Genomic DNA, 17,709 nt, shown 5'->3' on the forward strand with positions numbered 1-17,709 from the left:
TGAAGTTGACCTGTTTCCCACAGCCCGGGATGTCTGTGAAGTTGACCTGTTTCCCACAGCCCGGGATGTCTGTGAAGTTGACCTGTTTCCCACAGTACACCGATGCTATAGGCAGAGTGATCTACGGCCGGAGTCCGCAAAGATTAATCTTGAGTCGCAGCTGTGCGCCAAAGAGATATAACTAGATAAGATAATCTGGCGCCGCCATAACAAAGCATGAAGTCATGAAGTCATGAAGTCATTAAATAGCTTTGTGCTCTTGCTCTTTAGTGACCGAGGTGACAGGCGATGAGAGTGCATGTACTTAGATGAAAGGATGAAATCATGATTTCATCCTTTCATGAAGGCTGGGGATCTTAGGGGTTAACCTGGGAATGAAATCATGATTTCATCATTTCATTTTATTGCGATACATTTCATATCCTGCCAGGAGCATATCTGTCATCGATATTCCCTGTTCTGCTGCGTAAGCTTTCATCTCTTTATGCTTAGATACCGGCACTTTGATTTGGATAGGTTTAACCGACGAATCCGGCACAGCCCCCTTTCCGGTAACATCCAGAGTTGGCTCATCCTCCTTAGGAGGCGCTAGTTTTATTGATTTTCCCGGGGCTTTCATAGATCTCCTCATGTCAAAAATAATGAAATCATTGGATCATGCTATCATGCTATCATGCTATCATGCTATCATGAGTTAATGATATCATGAATTTCTTCAATCATTTGTTTTGCCGTTTCGTTTAAAGATTTGAAAGGAGTTTCATGGAGGGCACGCCCCGCATCCAGAGCCTCACCGTAACTGGTTTTGAATGGAATGATTGTATTGAGAACTTTGAAGCCCCACGCCTTGATAGTCTCCTGAGCTTTTTCGCCCTGCGACTGAGATGGTGACTTAGCGACAATGAATACGATTTTGCTTTTCTCAATGCCCTTTTTAATCAATTCACGGGCAAGTTCCAGAGAGGGTTCCAGATCATCAATTGTAGTCCCAGTGGTTATGATAACGAGATCAGATTCATCAGCCACATCCAGTGATGTTGTCTCTGCTGCAGGACGACCATCGATGATAAGCAAATGACAGCTATCTTTCATTTTGACAGCTGTATCTACCCGGCGGTAAAGAGCGCAGTCAATTTGGCTTAGACCATTGTTCTCGCGTCGTTCTGTCCACTTCAGAGAGGTTTGTTGCTTCGTGTCTATGTCCGCCAGATGAGTCTTCCATCCAGCTTCAGTAAACCCAACAGCAAGTGTTCTGGCTTTGGTACTTTTTGAACCTCCGCCTTTCTGACCAACGATCGATATAACCTTTCCCATATTAACCACCTTCATTAAATCATGATTTCATTAAACACATACATCCCACTACTCATATTGCCCAAAATCGAACAACTTAACAAGATGAAATCATGATTTAATGATATAATTATAGCATGATTTACGTAACTGACTGATAGTAATACATCAATAAGCAATAAAAGCATGATGTAATGATTTCATGATTAAGTGCGCGAGGATAGTTTATGAAACAGTACACATTGAAAATTTACTTTGGAGATAAATCCGAGCCTGCTTATTTTGGTGGCGACAGGCAGGATGATTCATCGAATACGACACCGTTCCAGGTGGCTCTTAAAAAGTCGCGAGACTGTAATTCATATGCTGCTTGCTTATGTACGGGTAAAGAATTGCCACTCTCTGTGAGGCTCAGAGTGGAGAAACATCATTTAGCTCGATTCCCACTCACGGGTATAAAACACAGAGAGGACTGCAGATTCTATAGTAGCCTCAGTCCTGAAGGGCCGCAGGGGTGTTATACACAGGACGCATTGAAAGAGAAGCCGGATGGAACAATCAATATTAAGCTTGATTACCCATTGCAGGTCACCGGTCCGTCAGCTCCCATAGATAGCTCTCTGCGTTCTGGTGATGCTTCACGGAACAATAAACGCGACACAGTTTCTATTCTTGGTCTTCTGCATTTTCTCTGGGAGACAACTAGCTATAACACGTGGGTACCTAAAATGGACGGTATGCGTTCATCCACCAAATTGGGTTATCACTTGTTTAAGCAAGCAGAAAAGATAGAAGCAGGCAAAACAAAGTTATCTGACGTTCTGCTCACCCCGGCCTACACGAACTCAAGCGATAGCAGAAGAAACAGCATGACTGTCGAACGTGCGAAAGTTAATAAACAACGTCTTGTAGTTATTGCTGAGCTTGCTAAGTTCTCTGAAAGTTACATGGATGGATTAAATCGACTTCCTGTACGTGACTTTTCCGGCATGCCTTTTCTGGGGCTTGATGATGACAGATGGAAGTCTGCGTTAAGCAGATTCCCAATTGCTGTGAATGGCTGGATGAAAGGGATGAAGGTATTTGTTATAGCTGTTACGGATGTTCCTGGTGCAAAATCAGCTCAGGTAAGACAGCTTGCTCTGATGATGGTAAGTGATCGCTACATACCACTTGATTCATTGAATGAAGGGGAGTTTGAAAAAAAGCTATACGAGCTGGAGCGCTCGTTTTATAAACCCCTACGTTATGATTCATCCACTCATGAATATCTCGCGGATTTTTGTCTTACTGATGCATCTACAGAGAACCATTTACCATTCCCTGTGGAAATATGGGGGATGAATACTTCTGATTATCAAGAGCATCGGATGGTAAAGGAAAGATGGTACAACGCAAATTATGGTGCAACTGGTTGGTTATCATGGGATGCAACTCGAACAACTGTAGAAAGTATCGAGTCGCTTTTACCCAAAAAAATGAAATCATTATATCATGATGTCATTAAATAATGATTCATGTGTTACTGCCTCTCAAGAGTGCACCTTCCCGCAACATTACCTCATTTGGGAAGGTGTTGCCGTCCTGTTCTACTGGCTGGCGCTGTAAGCATGAAAATGATGTCACCATTGACACTATCTCATCTGATGAGATTGAAGAAGTGCTTAGCTGTCAAACCAGGTACAACTATTTCTACTTCCTTTTATCTTTGGCCGCGAATGCGGCCATATTTAATGGTGATTTAAATGAATAACTTCTTTTTTATGCATCTTGTTTATATAGGTCTTGGAATAATTGCCTATTATCTTTTTATTAAAAACAACTAAGGGCTCTCCAGCTAGTAGTATTAAATAAGAACTGACTGCTTAACCGTTACCCTTCAGCAGGGCCACCGCCTCATCGCCCGGCATCTGGAACTGCACCCGGTGGCGTGCTGCGAAATCAAGCGCAAACACCTTCGTATACACCTCCGTCGAGCTAATGCTTTTGTGCCCCATTAAACTCTGCAGCACCTTCAGCGGTATGCCTGCGTATAGCATGTGCATCGCGTAGGAATGGCGGAATGTGTGCGGGGTCACCGGCACGGAGAACGTCACTCCATCGGCCGCAGCCGTTTCAACCGCTTCGCTGAGCCAGGTGCGGACCGTCCGATCGGTAATCTCCCAGATACGCGCCTTCTCGGTTCTGCCGCTTCGCTTGTTACGTCGTTCAAGAGGTATTTTCAGCGTGGCCACCATCATCTCCAGCTGCCCAACATAGTTCGGATCAGAAAGCGGTACCAGCCGGTGAGCCTGACTGCCGGCGGGTGCACGGCCGGCTGTTCTGGCAGCTTTTTCAGTCCTTTGTTTGAGTGTGGCCAGCTGCACGAATGGGTAAGGTGGAGCCAGCGAAAAATCCCCTCGCGTCAACGCCAGAGCTTCGTTAATACGTGCACCGGTGTTCCAGAGTGTTGCCAGCAGCATCTTGCGGTGCAGATCCGGGACATAGTGAAGCAGGGCGCTCACCTCCGGCGCCAGCAGATATTTTGGCAGTTCATCCTGAACAAGTGCCATCTGGCGCAGCGCCAGCGCTGCCGGATAGTCGATGGCTACCGGCAAATGTAAGGAGGGTGTCGGGGTAAAATGGGCAGGTAAATTCACTGACTTCCCCCGGACTGACCGTTATTTTTAATACTCTGCTGAAGAGCAATATTCATCTGCGCAATGGTCTGAAGCCGCAGCCTTGCCTGAACCGAACGTCTGTTACGCTCCAGCCGCCACACACTCCAGAGCACGGGTTGGGCAGACCATTCAGTGGCATCGAGGCGGGTTGCAGGAAAACCAGCATTTTTTCTCAGACGACGCGCCTGAATTATCGCCCTGAGCCCCAGCCGGGTGTACTGATACCTGCGTTCTCCGAATGTCCTGAAGTAATCAGGTGGATCATCGTGCTCTTCGGTAGCCTGTATCAGTCTGTCAGCTCCTTTCTGCAGCATCGGTATTTCACGAATGGCATACATCAGACGTGGAGGCAGAACCCGCCAGTCCCCGGATACCACCGAGAGGTCAATTTCAGGAGTGCTTTCATTCGAGCGGGTAAAACCCTGCGCATCGGTATGCCCAGTGTCTGTCGCTATCCTTGCACAACCTTCGGCAAACTGCTCCAGCAAAAAAACCAGCTCCGTGGAAATATATAGACACTCTTCATCACGTTTACCTGCGGTCGCTTTTGCTTCCCGCTGCGTTATCAGCCATTGCCCGAACCACACACCACCGAATGCAGCACCGGCAGTAAATATCTGCGGCCACAGACTGGCGCTGTCTTTCACCACCTTCACGCCTTCGGTCGCAATAAACCAGTCAGCCATGCTTATTCCTTATCGAGAAATCCCGCCAGCCATCATTCATTTTCTCTGATTCCGTTATCAAACCACATATCCAGTTGACCGCGATTCGATTCAACATCCCAGGCATCCTCCGGTTCAGGCATACGCGGATCATTAGCATTCCCGTATCCGTCGACGGTCCACCATGAGCCATCATCACGGCGTTCTGCGATTAAACGCGAGTCCACTGCCTGAAATGCGACCGGTTCACTGTAATCTCCGTTGGCGCCATAAAACCAGATCTGGTCATTTGGGTGGCCAGCCCGATTCAGTTCATTGAGGAGATCATTCAGGCTGTCAAATTTTTGAGATACCGGTTCTTCTTCATCCATCACATCATTCCTTAAATAGTCACTCAGAGTAATGATGACGCACGGCACAATCTGCTGAGCACAACCCTGCGTCTGTCACCAGGATGATTTTCCCATGCTGTTATCATTTTTAGGATGATAGTAAGCAGGCATATAGAAACAATACTAAATTACCGGATACCCGTTTCGCGGTGATCCGATTTCTTACGTATTCACGACTTTCCGGAAGTGTACCACGGTCAGGGAATAAGCAAAGCGCTCAATTCCGGTGGTGAGCGGGCGGTCGCGGGGCAGGGCAGTAACACAACATATAGCGTCATTATCAGCTACCAATACCGCTACATATTGTGTCAGTGGGCCGCTGCGCGCCGGGGTGGGTGAAGAAGATCCGGAACTAGCTTTTTTCGGATCTCAGCGTGAAATGAGAAAAGGAAGGATAGGTGTGACATATCCATATGCCTGGCATCTGCATGGGTATGGCATACGCATATACTCACTATCTGCATATGCTATGCCTATACATATGCTCAACATCTGCATATACTTGGCAAATGCACGCACCCGGTGCAATGAACCTCATTCCGGATATGCATCACATATCCATACTTACCCGGGAGAAAAACCATGAGAACCGTATCCATTTTTAAAAACGGCAACAACCGCGCCATCCGACTGCCCCGCGATCTGGATTTTGAGGGGGTGAGCGAGCTGGAGATAGTCCGGGAAGGGGACAGTATCATTCTGCGTCCCGTCCGGCCGACCTGGGGCTCATTCCTGGAGCTCGAAAAAGCCGATCCGGACTTTATGGCGGAGCGCGAGGACGTTGTCAGCGACGAAGGACGATTTAATCTGTGAACAAAATGTATATGCTCGACACGAATATCTGCTCTTTCATCATGCGCGAGCAGCCGGAAGCCGTACTGAAGCGTCTGGAGCAGGCTGTGCTGCGCGGTCACCGTATCGTGGTCTCGGCCATCACCTACTCCGAGATGCGCTTCGGCGCCACCGGCCCGAAGGCCTCGCCGCGCCACGTTCAGCTGGTTGACGCATTCTGTGAGCGACTCGATGCCGTCCTGCCCTGGGATCGCACCGCGGTGGATGCGACCACGGAGATTAAGGTGGCGCTGCGCATCGCCGGAACGCCGATCGGCCCGAACGATACGGCGATCGCCGGGCATGCGATTGCGGCCGGCGCCGTGCTGGTGACGAACAATGTGCGGGAGTTTGAGCGGGTGCCGGGTCTGGTACTGGAAGACTGGGTGAAGTAAGCCGCTCTCTTCAGGGTAATTTACTGAATTACCCTGCAGTTTATTTCGGCGTGCCGGTTATTTTGTCTTTAAGGTTGTAGAGCCTGTCAAACTCAGCATAAGGCTCCCCTGTTTCAGCTGCATGCCGGAGCTTGGCTTCAAGCAGGTCGGGCAGAGCGATACTGTGACTGAGTGAATGATAAAGATCATAGCCACTGACACAGATCACCCGCTTTCCTTTCCCGAAGGCCGTCAGACCTTCCTCAGTAAACCCCATCCAGCTGATGAACACGCCCCGGGCCCATTTTGCCTTGGAGCTGAGTTTTCCTTCGAATATGTGCAAATCTGCCGCTGGCGTTCTGTTCTGATGCCACTTAGCTTCTATCAGGTAAAAGTCATCATTCAGCCGGAAACTGCCGTCAATCTGCTCGCCCGTGTTACGGAATGACGAGCGGGGGGCAAGCTTAAAGGTACTGAAAAGTTCTGCAAGCCATGCTTCAAACCGAAACCCCCGCGGATGTGGTGGCAGGGATTTCATCTCGTTCATTTCGGTTATCAGTGAAGGCCAGTCAACACCGTGCCATACCTGTACAGGCCTGTCGCCTTTGGCTGTATCAGCGTCCGTATTTTCCAGTCGTGAAATCAGTGCAAGCCAGTCATTGCGGCTTTGTTCGGCCTGATCAGGCATGGTCTCCATTTTATACCGCCACAGAGCATCAAGAACCCGCAGGGCTGTTTCGCGATCCACCTGTTTCAGCAAACATCTTACCCGTTTGGCTTTTGAGGTTCCTTCTTCCTTATAACGTTCATCATCAATATCAATATTCAACTCTTCATCAAAAAAAGCCGACAGCGTTCGGTTGGAGAAATCGAGTATCCAGCCCGGATCGCTTTCAAAGATGAGATTAAACAGTCTCAGATCCTGCATTTTCAGTTTCACGCCAGCCTCCTCTTTTTACAAAGTATAACGGGATGTCAAAGCAGGAGGTACTGAGTCAATGCTGTGCGTTAGTTTCGGAGGTTCCGACTTCAACAGAAATCGGATCTTCGTATGAAGAGAAAGGAACAGTTGCCCCTGTAGCAATAAATAATCATTATTATTGCCATCTCGGCACTATTGTCGTAAATACAATAATTATCAGGTTTTATCGCCTTAAGAGTAACATCTGACGAAGTTTGCTACTCACCTTCATCCCTAACCTGTTTAATGCCGGTCGGGTTCAGATCAAATATTTATTAACCGGTGATGCAAATAAAATGAAGCAGGAACGGGATCGCCCTAATATGAATGAAATTATGCAAAGCCTCCGGGCATTCATCAGCGACTGAAAAAGGTATTAAGGAATGTATCCTGTATTTGAGAATGGAGCCTGCTGGGTCAAGGTAGATTTTCATCTTCATACCCGAGCAGATAAAGAATTTCGCTATGCCGGAGAATCCGACAGATATATTCGGGACTATGTCAGCGCCCTGAAAGCGGCTAAAGTGGGCGTGGGCGTGATCACCAATCACAATAAATTCGATCCCGGAGAGTTTAAGGCATTGCGCAAAGCCGCGCGCCGTGAAGGCATGGAGCTGCTTCCCGGCGTGGAGTTGTCCGTTAATGATGGCCAAGCCGGCGTGCATACGCTCGTAGTGTTTGCTGATGAGTGGTTTATCAATCCGCAGCAGACGAACCATATTGAAAGTTTCCTGACGGCTACGTTTGCGGGCGTTGATAATTTTGAGAACGAAAATGCCCGTTCAACAGAAAATATCACACAGACCATCCGGCGCCTTGACCGGTACGAACGGGATTACTTTATTGTGTTTGCCCACGTTGAGGCGGATAACGGGTTATGGGGAGGGCTGAGCCCTGGCCGGATCGGGGAGCTTTTTGATAATGACCTTGTCCGCCGGCGCGTGAAGGGATTTCAGAAGGTAATGACCCACGACCTGCGGGTCAAAATTCAGGGCGTGCTCGGTGAACGCTATCCTGCCGAAGTCCAGGGGTGCGATGCCAAAACGCTGGATCACATCGGTGCCAGAAAAGTCGCCAGCTATCTGAAACTGGGTGATTACAGCTTTGAAGCTGTCCGGTTTGCCCTGCAGGATTTTCCGCACCGCGTCAGTGGGGAAAAACCGCACCTGCCCCACAGCCATATCCGCCAGATAGCATTCGAGGGAGCCGGTTCACTCGGCGGAACTGTAGTGAAGTTATCTCCGGAACTGAACACCCTGATTGGGATCCGCGGCAGCGGAAAATCCTCCATACTTGAAGGGATCCGGTATGCCCTGGACATTCCGTTTGGCGAGAAGGCTTCTGACCGCGATTATAAAGAAAATCTGGTCAGTAATTTACTCAAAAGCGGCGGAAAGATTATTCTCGACGCCGTGTGCCGTCACGGTCGGGTCTATCAGATAACCCGCATCTACGGCCAGGAGCCGCAGGTTATTTTTGACGGTCAGGCCCGGCAGGGAGTGGCGCTCCGGGAAACGGTTCTGCACAAGCCGGTGTATTTTGGCCAGAAAGACTTGTCCAATACCGGCGCGGGATTTGAACACGACCTGATTGAAAAACTGGTCGGTGAGCGTCTGGCTCCCGTGCGGAACAAAATCCGGCAGCAGAAAGACGTCGTCCTCGACAGGTTACGCGAGTATCGTCGTCTGAAAACATCAGGAGAAACACTCTCCGAATGGCAGGCGAAAGAGAAGGATGCGCAGTTCCGCCTGCGCTTTTATGCCCGGCACGGCATGGAAGAAAAACTGGAACGTCAGACCACCTTCGGACGGGATGAGCGCTACCTCAGCAGTACCACTGTACGGGCAACCCGGGCGCTGGACAGTCTGCAGGACGGGATCAGGGAAACACTCGATGAGCTGAAGCAGGAGCAGAAGCATGAGTCAGCGCATAACCAGGCAGACATTGATGATTACAGTGCGGGATATGATCGCTTCACGGCTCATCTCGACTCCCTGAACACCATCGTGGACGGCGCCCGCCGGCTCCTTACAGAACTCGATACGAAGCAGCAGGCCTTCCTGGAGAAAAAGCTCGCGCTGACGGAGGAATTTGCCGAAATAGAGCGTGGCCTGGCTGAAGAGCTGCGGCTGGCAGGCGTGGAAAAAGTCGATCCGGCTGACTTTCTGAAGCTGAAGGCCGGGCTGGAACTTGCGGAACAGAAAATTGCAGAGCTGACCCGGGCGGAAAGCCGTCAGGCGTTACTGGACCAAAGTCTGACAGAGGCGCTGAGCCGATTGTCTGAACTATGGGGGGAAGAGTATCAGGAAATTGAAGCTGTGCTGGCCGCCATCAGCCAGGCAGATTCGCCCCTGAAGATCGTGCCGTCCTTTGCGAGCGATAAAAAAGCCATGCAGACCTTTTTAAAAGAAGCCTGTACCGGCAGCCGGTTGCGGGAAAGCACTTACCAGACCGTGGCTGACAACTTCAGAGACTTTGGCGAGCTCTGGCTGAACAGGGGTAAACTGCCGGACATTATCAACAGTTCTGCCGAGACTTTCAGCGTGTATCTGGAACAGCAGATAGAATCGCTTATTGTCAGGCAGATACCGAATACCTATACCATTGAATTTCGAGGTAAACCACTGGAACAACATTCGCTGGGTCAGCGCGCCTCCGCATTAATGCTGTTTGTCCTGAATCAGCAGGACAATGATGTGGTGATCATCGACCAGCCCGAGGACGACCTTGACAATCAGACGATTTATGACGACGTGATTAAAATCATCCGGACGATGAAACCCCGCACCCAGTTTATCTTTGCAACTCACAACGCTAACATTCCGGTTCTGGGGGATGCAGAGAATGTTTGTGCCTGTAAATATGCAAGCGGGAAGATCCAGATAGCCGGTGGAGGTATGGATGCTCCGCCTGTGCAACAGCACATTATTTCTGTGATGGAGGGAGGACGGGAAGCCTTTGAGCGACGCAGGGAGGTTTACGGCTCATGGCTCAGTAAAACCTGATTCCATCAGGCTTACTGAGCATGCAAGCATTTCGACAAGGAGTAATTCAGTCGTACGTCAGGCATGAGTGTACAGAACTCAGTGCCTGATAAAATAAATCAGGCCGCCGATTATTAATCGGCCTGAATAAACACAACCGCATGCCGGCAAGAGTGTTACTGGTAGAAAACAGTAACCGGCAGGGAAGCATTCCAGGTTATTTCATTATCACCGGTTACAGGCTGTGCAAGGGTGATCTTGATTTTTTTGCTCTTATCAATGCCAGAAGCATAATACGCATGATAGATACGCTTACCAGAATAGAAATTGTAAATTCCTGCCCCACCATTGTAAGTGATATTGCCATCACTCCACGTTTCAGCAATGCCGGGGAAAAGACCCACAGCCCAAGTGTATGCACTAACAGAGTTCCAGGTACCAGCTTTATTTTTTGCAAGCCCACCGAAGAAACCATCGCCTTCCCTTGGAGCATACAACATGAGATTGGAATTTGAACCATTGGTCGCCTGAGAAGCTACCCGCATTTCAGTCGACAGTGTTCCAATTTTCTGATTACCGGAAGTAACGTCAAGAGTGAGTTTAGCAACACCATTCTTCATGGAATCAATATCAACTTTCCCACTATAACTAATTTGCGGGTCAATACCACTTTGCCCCCGAAAACCAGCCTTATTGTTGTTACGGATACCAAGTACAGGTATATCTGCTTTCAGCACGACATCAACAACACTCTGACCTTTTTGGATTGGTGCATTCAGATTATTTACGGCATCACCAACCTTGATTTCCCATGGTGTAACAAGGGGTTTCGGATTCAGCGTACCACTGAAATCAACAGAACCACCTGCACCGTTCTGGGTCCACGCTATCGCGGAGCCGGATACCGCAGCGGATGCAGCTACTGCCATTGCAATCAGAGTCTTTTTCATAAAATAAATCCTCTACATTTCATAAATAGTAAACTGAAAGTGATAATCCTTATTTTAAGGAATTACCGTAAAGCCATCTCCGCGACCTTATTTAAACAGTCGCTTTGAATTAAATTCATTATTTAACTCAAAATAATTTTGAGCTATTCCCCTTAAAAAGGCGGTAAATGCCTTTACCAGTCTTCTCACGCGGCGGCACAGGTGTGGCAGTGGACATTACGGTAATGTCCCGAATGTCAGCCAGTCACTGTTTCCGGTGATGTCCGCATCCACCACCACATGGCAGACCGAAGCCACCACGCATGTAAGCGCTGAATACGGTTTTCTGAACAGCCTGCCAGAAGCAGAAGTACTGAAAGCGATAAAATTTTTCATGCAACTGTTATCCCGTATATGGAATACTGGCTTCTGATATATAAAAAAGAACCAGCCTGTTTACCATTTGATGAGTATGCTGGAAACGCCCGAGCGCACCAGAAAAATACCCCTGAGAAACCTCATGCCGCTCACAGGCCTCCCTTCGGGTATAGCCCAGAACCAGAAAATCTCTCAGTGCGTTAATAACCTTTTCACTGTGAACTGGAGATATTTCAGCTAATAACCAGAACTGGTTTTCTGACATTTCACCGGGCGAAAAAACACACCCGTGCTTCTTGCTCAAATACAGGTTACTGCTACTCATTTATATCTTTCCCAGAAAGACAACCAGACAAAAAGACGGCGCAATCCTGAAGAACACAAATATACCGACCTGTTATCTGCCATTAATCTTATCATGGTGATTTATACTAAAAAACACCACTTTGACGATCTTTACAACCATCAAACCAGGCGTAAACAGAACAAATAATCAAAAAACAAACCAAATTAGGAATAAAGAACCAAGGCACAACAAAAAGACAGATAAAAAGATATTAATTTTTTCAAATAACAATATAGCGTTCTGGAAAGGTTTTTTGTGCACATTTAGATATTCATCAAAAAACAGTTCACATTTTTCATGAAAAATAAAAAAACGGAAACAAAAATAAATTCAATCACTGGCTTCTATAAAAAGTAATATACAGTCTGGAATATTGGACAATACTGGAAAAAGCATTTTCTGAAATGCGCTTCGGCGCCGCCGGCCCGAAGGCCTTGCCACGGTGGATGCCACCAACGAGATTAAGGTGGCGGCTGCAACAACCCGGGACGCCGATCGGTCCAGGCGACACATTGATCGCCGGGCACGCCATCGCCGTGCTGGTGATGAAAAATACGCGAGAGTTTGAGCGAGTGTGGGCCTGATACTTAAATAACAGAATCTATGTTGGGACGAAGAATATCCGTTCTGGAGAATTTATCTGGCAGGTTTCGAAGCAATTCGATTGTTTCTTCAAAAGAGGGATAAATGTCTCCCCATTCTTATTTCAGGGTTCTTAAGCGCTTCAAAGAACGCTATTATGCTGCCCAGACTATTCTCATTCCAAAGACAGTCTGTGCTGCGAGCTGGTCCTGCCGACCGGAACCCTCAGGCTGAAAGGTGCGCTGACACCGGCATTATTACAGACGCTTATCCGCGAAATAAAAGACGGGTACTGATGATATCTCTCTGTAGATTCGCGTATCTGGCTGGTTGCCGGTATCACCGACATGCGAAACGGGTTTAACGGTCTTGCATCAAAAGTTCAGAGCGGCCTGAAGGAATGACCCGTTCTCCGGGTATCTGTTCATCTTCCGCAGATGCCGGGGTGACCAGATAAAAGCCCTGTGGGCTGACAGTGACTAAACCTCATGTTCATCTCAGTAAAAGGGCCTTTAAAAAGGTCACTATCTCATCCCCCATGTACCTGGCAGCCCACTGATGATAATGCCGGCACAAACTTAATATTATGACCACCACAAGAATCCCTCCCAGAATAACAAGCACTTCATCAGACAGAAGAGTGTCTTCCATCATCCCCCCCCTTTGCCCCCCAAAAAAAGGTATTTATAAAGGTCATTCCTGTTTCTAATTCCAAGTTTTAACCGAATATTTCTTCGGTGAGCACTGACAGTCTTCTTGGACAACTTAAACCTTGACGCTATTTCATCATCCGTCATCATGAGTTTCATGCATGCAATAATTTCCCTTTCCCGGAGAGACAGCTCTCCCTTCAGATGAGAGACTGAACCCCCCCCTCCTTTTTTTCTGCTTCTTCTGGAAAGACGCCTCCTGACATTCTCAATATCACAGATTCCGGAAACAAGATTGTCTCTGCAAAACAAATCCAGATAAAGCAAGAACAGAGGGTTATGTGTATCAGAGAAAACAAGTGTCCTGTCCGGCATACCATTAACTGACGTTATATTCAGGATGTGCTTTTCATCAAAAACATGAATAACATATTTCCTCTTGCCTAAAACCTCAGCAACCAGAGCAGTCACTCCCCAAATAAAAAAAACATTACTGCTGTATATCCATATATTTATTATTTCTGAGTTCACGACTATTCACTCCATATTATCTCTGTCAGAAATTAAACAGCCGCCAGAACTTATTGGCTAGCTGCGACTTTCCAAGGAAATAATACGCTGCAGGACACGCCTACATCCGGTTGATTTCGAAAGCGTAAGCGGCTACCCTGCCGTGAGTGCAGAGGGTGGTAGTCCGCCATTGGCGGATGGTGTCCTGTTACGTCTGTAACAATGCCCGTCTGCGGGCATTGAGCAAGTAAGCTATCCATATCCTCACCTGTAGCAGGGCAGGCATCGGTCAGCCGTAAATCTGGTGGCAGAGAAATGACTTCCGGAGATCAGAAATCATACCGTATCCCCACGATCCCCTCACAATCCGTCTTAAAATACCCGTCAAAACTGCTGTTCACTTTCGCCTGGACAGAAAGCTTCTCAGTAATCTTTCCATTAACACCCAACGATGCGGTGTAACGGTCTGCCTTCTCTGCATCATAGTGACGTGTTTTCCAGTCATCACTCAGGCTCACCCCGGGCATATCATTAAGGGTGATGCTCCGCCAGATACCTGCTTTCAGCGACAGCCCGCCGAGTAATTTCTCTGCCTCAAAACCGGCCTTCAGCCAGGCTGCCCTGCCACTATGCAGTTCGACACTTCGCGCATTACCTTGCAACCGGTTTACGTCTGCCTGAACACCGTTGAGCGAAAGGGCTGGCGTAACTGTCATATCCATACCCCTGAAGTACGTCTTCCACCCGGCGCGGACACCTGCAGTCAAAATATGGCTTTTCACTTTACCTGACAGATCGTTAAGTTCTCCCTGAATGGTATAATCTTCAGACAACTCCCGGTAGCCGGCCATACCATCCACAAACAGACGGTCTGCGACCTGTTTTCCGGCCAGAAGATGCACGCCCCACAGACTGAAGTCATCCCGGTAATCATCAGCGCTACTGTGTCCACGGTAGAATTCTGTACCGATCCCCCACCATGCATCACCCGCATCAGACTGACGGTACCCGACGTTAAGACCACTCTGGTTCAGCGTAAAACCACCGTATCCGCCATGACTGTAACCTGTCATGGCCCACATGCCACCGTCAGCGTCACTGTTATCCACCACCTGCTGCCAGCGATCGGCACTGTCGCTAAGGATGAATTCACGTGCCGCAAACATAGCTCGTGCTTTATTCAGTAGAGAAAGGTTATCTTCTCCTTTAAACAACGTACTACCGCTCACGTTAGTATCAGTATTCTCTTCCGGAGAATCAGGCGAAATCATGGTCTCCCTATGGTTACTTTCTGCCACAAGATCCCCCTCTCCGGTATTGCGGGCATGGTCAATATCCGGAGACATTGTACTGGTAACATCATCCGCGTCACTCTTGTCCACCACCTGCGCCCAGTTATAAGCACTGTCGCTCAGGAGAAATTCACGTGCCGCAAACATGGCCCGTGCTTTACTGTTTTTAAACAACGTACCGCCGGTATGGCCATCTTCCGGAAATGTTGTACCCTGAGAATCTGTTGCTCCGGCATTCCCCTTCAGCTGCCAGAAAACCTTACCGTCTTTTTCCAGGATCTGTGCGTCGGGGGTATATATGGTAAAACCCCGGTTCAGGCTGGCAAAAGAGAAATACCCGTGAGAGGTTCCGGCAGGGGCCGAAGCCAGTGTCAGGTTACTTTTCAACGCGACACTCTGGTTTAACAGCGTGGACAGGTCCAGCACGTTATGACCGCCTGTAGCTTTATTCAGAATGTCAATCCGGTCACTGGTGTTGTCTGCTGCGCTGACACCTATGGCAATATTCATACTGCTGGCATGCATGGTGTTTACTGTCAGCGTTTTAGGTGACCAGTTTTCGGTCAGCAGGGAAAGAGTTCCCCCTTTACTCCTGAATGAATCCAGCGTGGAGCTTTTCGTCATATTCCAGTGACTTTTGCGTGACAACGCCACCTGTGAGCCGGTGCGGCCGTTAATATCCCCCCGGAAGGTCGCATTCATGATATCCAGCGTTGTCTTCCCGTTCAGCACTGCATGACCATTAAACACACTCCGGTCTGCATCCTGTACCGCTTCAGAAGAACCTTCTTCCAGAACAAAGGCCGTACCATCACCATCCTTTTTGTCAATAAATACCCGTCTGTCGCCCAGCGTGACAGTTGAGTCTGTTGCTTCAAGGGTGGTGTTCAGCGTGGCATTACGACCAAGTCCAAAATCTGTATTCGTCAGCGATAGTCTGTTAAACGAAAAAGTGCGGTTTTCCCAGTCCTCCTGGTTAAAATACGTGGGCTGCGTCAGAACAGAATGATCCCCGAGGGAAGCCAGTTTATCGGCCACAGACTTGGCGTTGTATGCATGAATAACCGGGTGCCCCTGCAGGGTCAGGCGTCCGTTTTCCTGTGTGAACGAGCCGGAAATATCTGCTGTACCGTCCAGAATCAGCACACCAGACGTTTTCTCCGGCAAACGGTTTTCCACATCCAGATTGCCCTTCAGTTGACCGTGGTATATATAACCTGCCGTATTTAAATTGCCAGTCTCCGGGGAATAATCCAGCGTGATGGTTGCCCGCTTATCAGCGTTGTTTGCCAGTACGGCGCCAAAATCAGCAGCTTTCAGTTGATGGAACGTCAGACTGTTACCGTTGACATCCAGTGCCCCCCCCCGGAATCCCCATGAGATACTGTCCGGATCCACCTGCCTTTCATCAGCCAGCACTACAGTCGGCCGACCACTGGCAATGTTCACACGGCTGAAGGCCTGAATTTGTCCTTTGCTGTCTGCCTGTTGATCCAGAATAACGGTTCCGTCGCCAGCCTTCAGACCGCCTTCATTGATCCCTGTACCCTGGACTACCAGTGTTCCTTCACCAATTTTATGCAGGTTATCTCCTTTCACGCCGTTGACCTGCCAGTTTACGGTAGCATCCTTATCGACAATAATACCGGCTCCGGTCCAGGTACTCCCGCTGGAGGTTGTCACCGTATAGTCATTACGGAACCTCAGAGAACCCGCTCCCTGTGAAACCGAACTTTTCAGGTCAATCTGACCATTTTCCCCCACGAATATCTGATTTTTACCGGCATTCAGGTCATTGCCTTTTTGCCCGTGCATTGCATATGTGGCAGTCCCCTGCGTCAGCGTTCCGGTTCCTGTATCGCTGTCAAATGTCCATTCCAGCGCCCCACTGTCTGATGCACTGAACGTGACAGGAGCATCATTGTCCTCATCAAATTTTTGTCCGAGAAAATCCAGGGGAATAACGGCCCAGTTAGTTCCCCGTCCTCCAGGGCCATAACCCGACGACAGTACTCCAACAAGAACCCATTTGTTCTGAAGCTTGTCCCAGGCAAACAGTGGAGAACCACTGTCACCGGTCTCTCCCAGTATCGGCATCGCTCCATTGGTGGCATAATCGAATATCAAACCTGATCTTGTGGTTATCATTTGCCCGTTCAGATAGGAAGACAAACTTCCTGTGGTCCCTCCTGTCAACCAGGAATAGGCACCACCAATCTGAGGCAGTTGTCCGTTCCTGTCCTTAATATACTGAGTACCGGAGCCCAGACGATAAAAAACAGGATAGCGTTGCTTATCCAGATATGCGCCGGCAACGGCTCCCTGCGCCGTTACCTCTGACGGGGCAACCTCTGTTACCAGTTTATCCAGTCTGGGAGTGTGGAAATCCAGTGAAGGAGCATTGTTCCGGTCCACAATATTGTAACGGTTTTCACTATCACCAAAGCTGACGTTTTTATATCCCCCGTTATGTTTCACACTGGTGATATACTGAGGATTAATCAGCGTCGCCACCCCTAGTTTCGAATCCACAGAACTAAAGTCTGGCATGGCGGCCTTATCCAGAGTACCAACCAACTCCCTCTGTTTATTATAAATGGCGATATCTGTTGCTCCCGGACGGAACATGCCTTTATTTTCAGCAAAATCACGAAACAACTGATAGTCAAGCTCATTATTGACCGTCCCGCCAATACATCCTGCAGAGAAAAATACGGGGAGCAGAAATAAAACAGGAAAGCGAAAACGCCTGACTGATTTTAAAGAACATTTCCTGGCAAACTCAGATACGGCAATAAAGCCCCGGGCTACAGCGCTGTAGCGAAGAGAATAAATTCTGTTCATTATTTCATCTCTGAAAAA

General features: G+C 48.5%; 14 protein-coding genes and 3 pseudogenes. 7 read left to right on the forward strand and 10 right to left on the reverse strand.

Annotated features, from left to right (window positions below; translation table 11 throughout):
- Positions 1 to 391: 391 nt before the first annotated feature.
- Both BJ885_RS21665 and BJ885_RS21670 read right to left on the reverse strand, forming a co-directional pair.
- The gene (locus BJ885_RS21665; RefSeq protein WP_029403847.1) at positions 392 to 619 is read right to left on the reverse strand and encodes a hypothetical protein; all 228 of its coding nucleotides are present in this window, start codon (positions 617 to 619) and stop codon (positions 392 to 394) included.
- Positions 620 to 687: 68 nt separating this feature from the next.
- Positions 688 to 1,314 carry a ParA family protein gene (locus BJ885_RS21670; protein ID WP_032300957.1) on the reverse strand — a complete coding sequence of 209 codons (627 nt, stop codon included), beginning with the start codon at positions 1,312 to 1,314 and terminating at the stop codon, positions 688 to 690.
- Positions 1,315 to 1,520: 206 nt separating this feature from the next.
- On the opposite strand from BJ885_RS21670, the gene BJ885_RS21675 reads away from it, so the two are divergent.
- Complete coding sequence (locus BJ885_RS21675) at positions 1,521 to 2,804, forward strand: DUF1173 family protein (protein WP_029403845.1); 1,284 nt, start codon at positions 1,521 to 1,523, stop codon at positions 2,802 to 2,804.
- Positions 2,805 to 3,158: 354 nt separating this feature from the next.
- Here the strand turns inward: BJ885_RS21675 and BJ885_RS21680 are convergent, their stop codons facing one another.
- Genes BJ885_RS21680 through BJ885_RS21690 form a run of 3 tightly spaced genes read right to left on the reverse strand, consistent with a single transcriptional unit; the run spans position 3,159 to position 4,989 of the window.
- Positions 3,159 to 3,932 (reverse strand): site-specific integrase, encoded by a 774-nt coding sequence (locus BJ885_RS21680; RefSeq protein WP_029403844.1) that lies wholly within the window; start codon positions 3,930 to 3,932, stop codon positions 3,159 to 3,161.
- Entirely contained in the window at positions 3,929 to 4,639 is a 711-nt protein-coding gene (locus tag BJ885_RS21685; RefSeq protein ID WP_121932759.1) for a hypothetical protein, read from the reverse strand. Before BJ885_RS21685 ends, BJ885_RS21680 begins: the two co-directional genes overlap by 4 nt.
- 32 nt (positions 4,640 to 4,671) lie before the next feature.
- On the reverse strand, positions 4,672 to 4,989 hold the full coding sequence (locus BJ885_RS21690) for a hypothetical protein (protein WP_173400155.1): 318 nt from the start codon (positions 4,987 to 4,989) through the stop codon (positions 4,672 to 4,674).
- Positions 4,990 to 5,592: 603 nt separating this feature from the next.
- On the opposite strand from BJ885_RS21690, the gene vapB reads away from it, so the two are divergent.
- A complete protein-coding gene (gene vapB / locus BJ885_RS21700; protein ID WP_047596145.1) occupies positions 5,593 to 5,823 on the forward strand; it encodes a type II toxin-antitoxin system VapB family antitoxin in 231 nt (76 codons plus the stop codon).
- Positions 5,820 to 6,236: a type II toxin-antitoxin system VapC family toxin gene (locus BJ885_RS21705; protein ID WP_121932760.1), complete on the forward strand. Its 417-nt coding sequence runs from the start codon at positions 5,820 to 5,822 to the stop codon at positions 6,234 to 6,236. The genes vapB and BJ885_RS21705 overlap by 4 nt, the downstream gene beginning before the upstream one ends.
- 40 nt (positions 6,237 to 6,276) lie before the next feature.
- Here the strand turns inward: BJ885_RS21705 and BJ885_RS21710 are convergent, their stop codons facing one another.
- On the reverse strand, positions 6,277 to 7,155 hold the full coding sequence (locus BJ885_RS21710; RefSeq protein ID WP_121932761.1) for a restriction endonuclease: 879 nt from the start codon (positions 7,153 to 7,155) through the stop codon (positions 6,277 to 6,279).
- Between the two features lie 404 nt (positions 7,156 to 7,559).
- Between BJ885_RS21710 and BJ885_RS21715 the strand changes: the two genes are divergently transcribed.
- Positions 7,560 to 10,181, forward strand: a complete 2,622-nt coding sequence (locus tag BJ885_RS21715) for a TrlF family AAA-like ATPase (protein ID WP_121932762.1) — start codon at positions 7,560 to 7,562, stop codon at positions 10,179 to 10,181.
- A gap of 155 nt (positions 10,182 to 10,336) precedes the next feature.
- Here BJ885_RS21715 and BJ885_RS21720 read toward each other — a convergent pair whose 3' ends face one another.
- Together BJ885_RS21720 and BJ885_RS21730 are read right to left on the reverse strand one after the other, a co-directional pair.
- Positions 10,337 to 11,110 (reverse strand): hypothetical protein, encoded by a 774-nt coding sequence (locus BJ885_RS21720; protein ID WP_121932763.1) that lies wholly within the window; start codon positions 11,108 to 11,110, stop codon positions 10,337 to 10,339.
- Between the two features lie 382 nt (positions 11,111 to 11,492).
- Entirely contained in the window at positions 11,493 to 11,792 is a 300-nt protein-coding gene (locus BJ885_RS21730; RefSeq protein ID WP_121932764.1) for an adhesin biosynthesis transcription regulatory family protein, read from the reverse strand.
- A gap of 416 nt (positions 11,793 to 12,208) precedes the next feature.
- Here BJ885_RS21730 and BJ885_RS23510 point away from each other — a divergent pair.
- The 3 pseudogenes from BJ885_RS23510 to tnpB form a co-directional block, all read left to right on the forward strand.
- Positions 12,209 to 12,397 (forward strand): annotated as a pseudogene (locus tag BJ885_RS23510) (VapC toxin family PIN domain ribonuclease); the annotation flags it as partial.
- Positions 12,398 to 12,580: 183 nt separating this feature from the next.
- Positions 12,581 to 12,691: pseudogene (locus BJ885_RS21740) on the forward strand (IS66 family insertion sequence element accessory protein TnpB); the annotation flags it as partial.
- Between the two features lie 51 nt (positions 12,692 to 12,742).
- Positions 12,743 to 12,875: pseudogene (gene tnpB / locus BJ885_RS21745) on the forward strand (IS66 family insertion sequence element accessory protein TnpB); the annotation flags it as partial.
- A 170-nt stretch (positions 12,876 to 13,045) separates the two neighbouring features.
- Here tnpB and BJ885_RS21750 read toward each other — a convergent pair.
- Entirely contained in the window at positions 13,046 to 13,576 is a 531-nt protein-coding gene (locus BJ885_RS21750) for a helix-turn-helix transcriptional regulator (RefSeq protein WP_121932766.1), read from the reverse strand.
- A 308-nt stretch (positions 13,577 to 13,884) separates the two neighbouring features.
- The gene (locus BJ885_RS21755; protein ID WP_121932767.1) at positions 13,885 to 17,691 is read right to left on the reverse strand and encodes a S6 family peptidase; all 3,807 of its coding nucleotides are present in this window, start codon (positions 17,689 to 17,691) and stop codon (positions 13,885 to 13,887) included.
- Positions 17,692 to 17,709: the final 18 nt, after the last annotated feature.

It is taken from the genome of Enterobacter sp. WP_7_1, from assembly GCF_003688535.1.
GTDB lineage: Bacteria > Pseudomonadota > Gammaproteobacteria > Enterobacterales > Enterobacteriaceae > Enterobacter > Enterobacter asburiae.

What these genes read in the sequence shown, in the direction of transcription:
- BJ885_RS21665 (WP_029403847.1), bottom strand. Translation starts at nt 619, where the DNA reads ATGAAAGCCCCGGGAAAATCAATAAAACTAGCGCCTCCTAAGGAGGAT.
- BJ885_RS21670 (WP_032300957.1), bottom strand. Translation starts at nt 1,314, where the DNA reads ATGGGAAAGGTTATATCGATCGTTGGTCAGAAAGGCGGAGGTTCAAAA.
- BJ885_RS21675 (WP_029403845.1), top strand. Translation starts at nt 1,521, where the DNA reads ATGAAACAGTACACATTGAAAATTTACTTTGGAGATAAATCCGAGCCT.
- BJ885_RS21685 (WP_121932759.1), bottom strand. Translation starts at nt 4,639, where the DNA reads ATGGCTGACTGGTTTATTGCGACCGAAGGCGTGAAGGTGGTGAAAGAC.
- BJ885_RS21690 (WP_173400155.1), bottom strand. Translation starts at nt 4,989, where the DNA reads ATGGATGAAGAAGAACCGGTATCTCAAAAATTTGACAGCCTGAATGAT.
- vapB (WP_047596145.1), top strand. Translation starts at nt 5,593, where the DNA reads ATGAGAACCGTATCCATTTTTAAAAACGGCAACAACCGCGCCATCCGA.
- BJ885_RS21715 (WP_121932762.1), top strand. Translation starts at nt 7,560, where the DNA reads ATGTATCCTGTATTTGAGAATGGAGCCTGCTGGGTCAAGGTAGATTTT.
- BJ885_RS21720 (WP_121932763.1), bottom strand. Translation starts at nt 11,110, where the DNA reads ATGAAAAAGACTCTGATTGCAATGGCAGTAGCTGCATCCGCTGCGGTA.
- BJ885_RS21730 (WP_121932764.1), bottom strand. Translation starts at nt 11,792, where the DNA reads ATGAGTAGCAGTAACCTGTATTTGAGCAAGAAGCACGGGTGTGTTTTT.
- BJ885_RS21755 (WP_121932767.1), bottom strand. Translation starts at nt 17,691, where the DNA reads ATGAACAGAATTTATTCTCTTCGCTACAGCGCTGTAGCCCGGGGCTTT.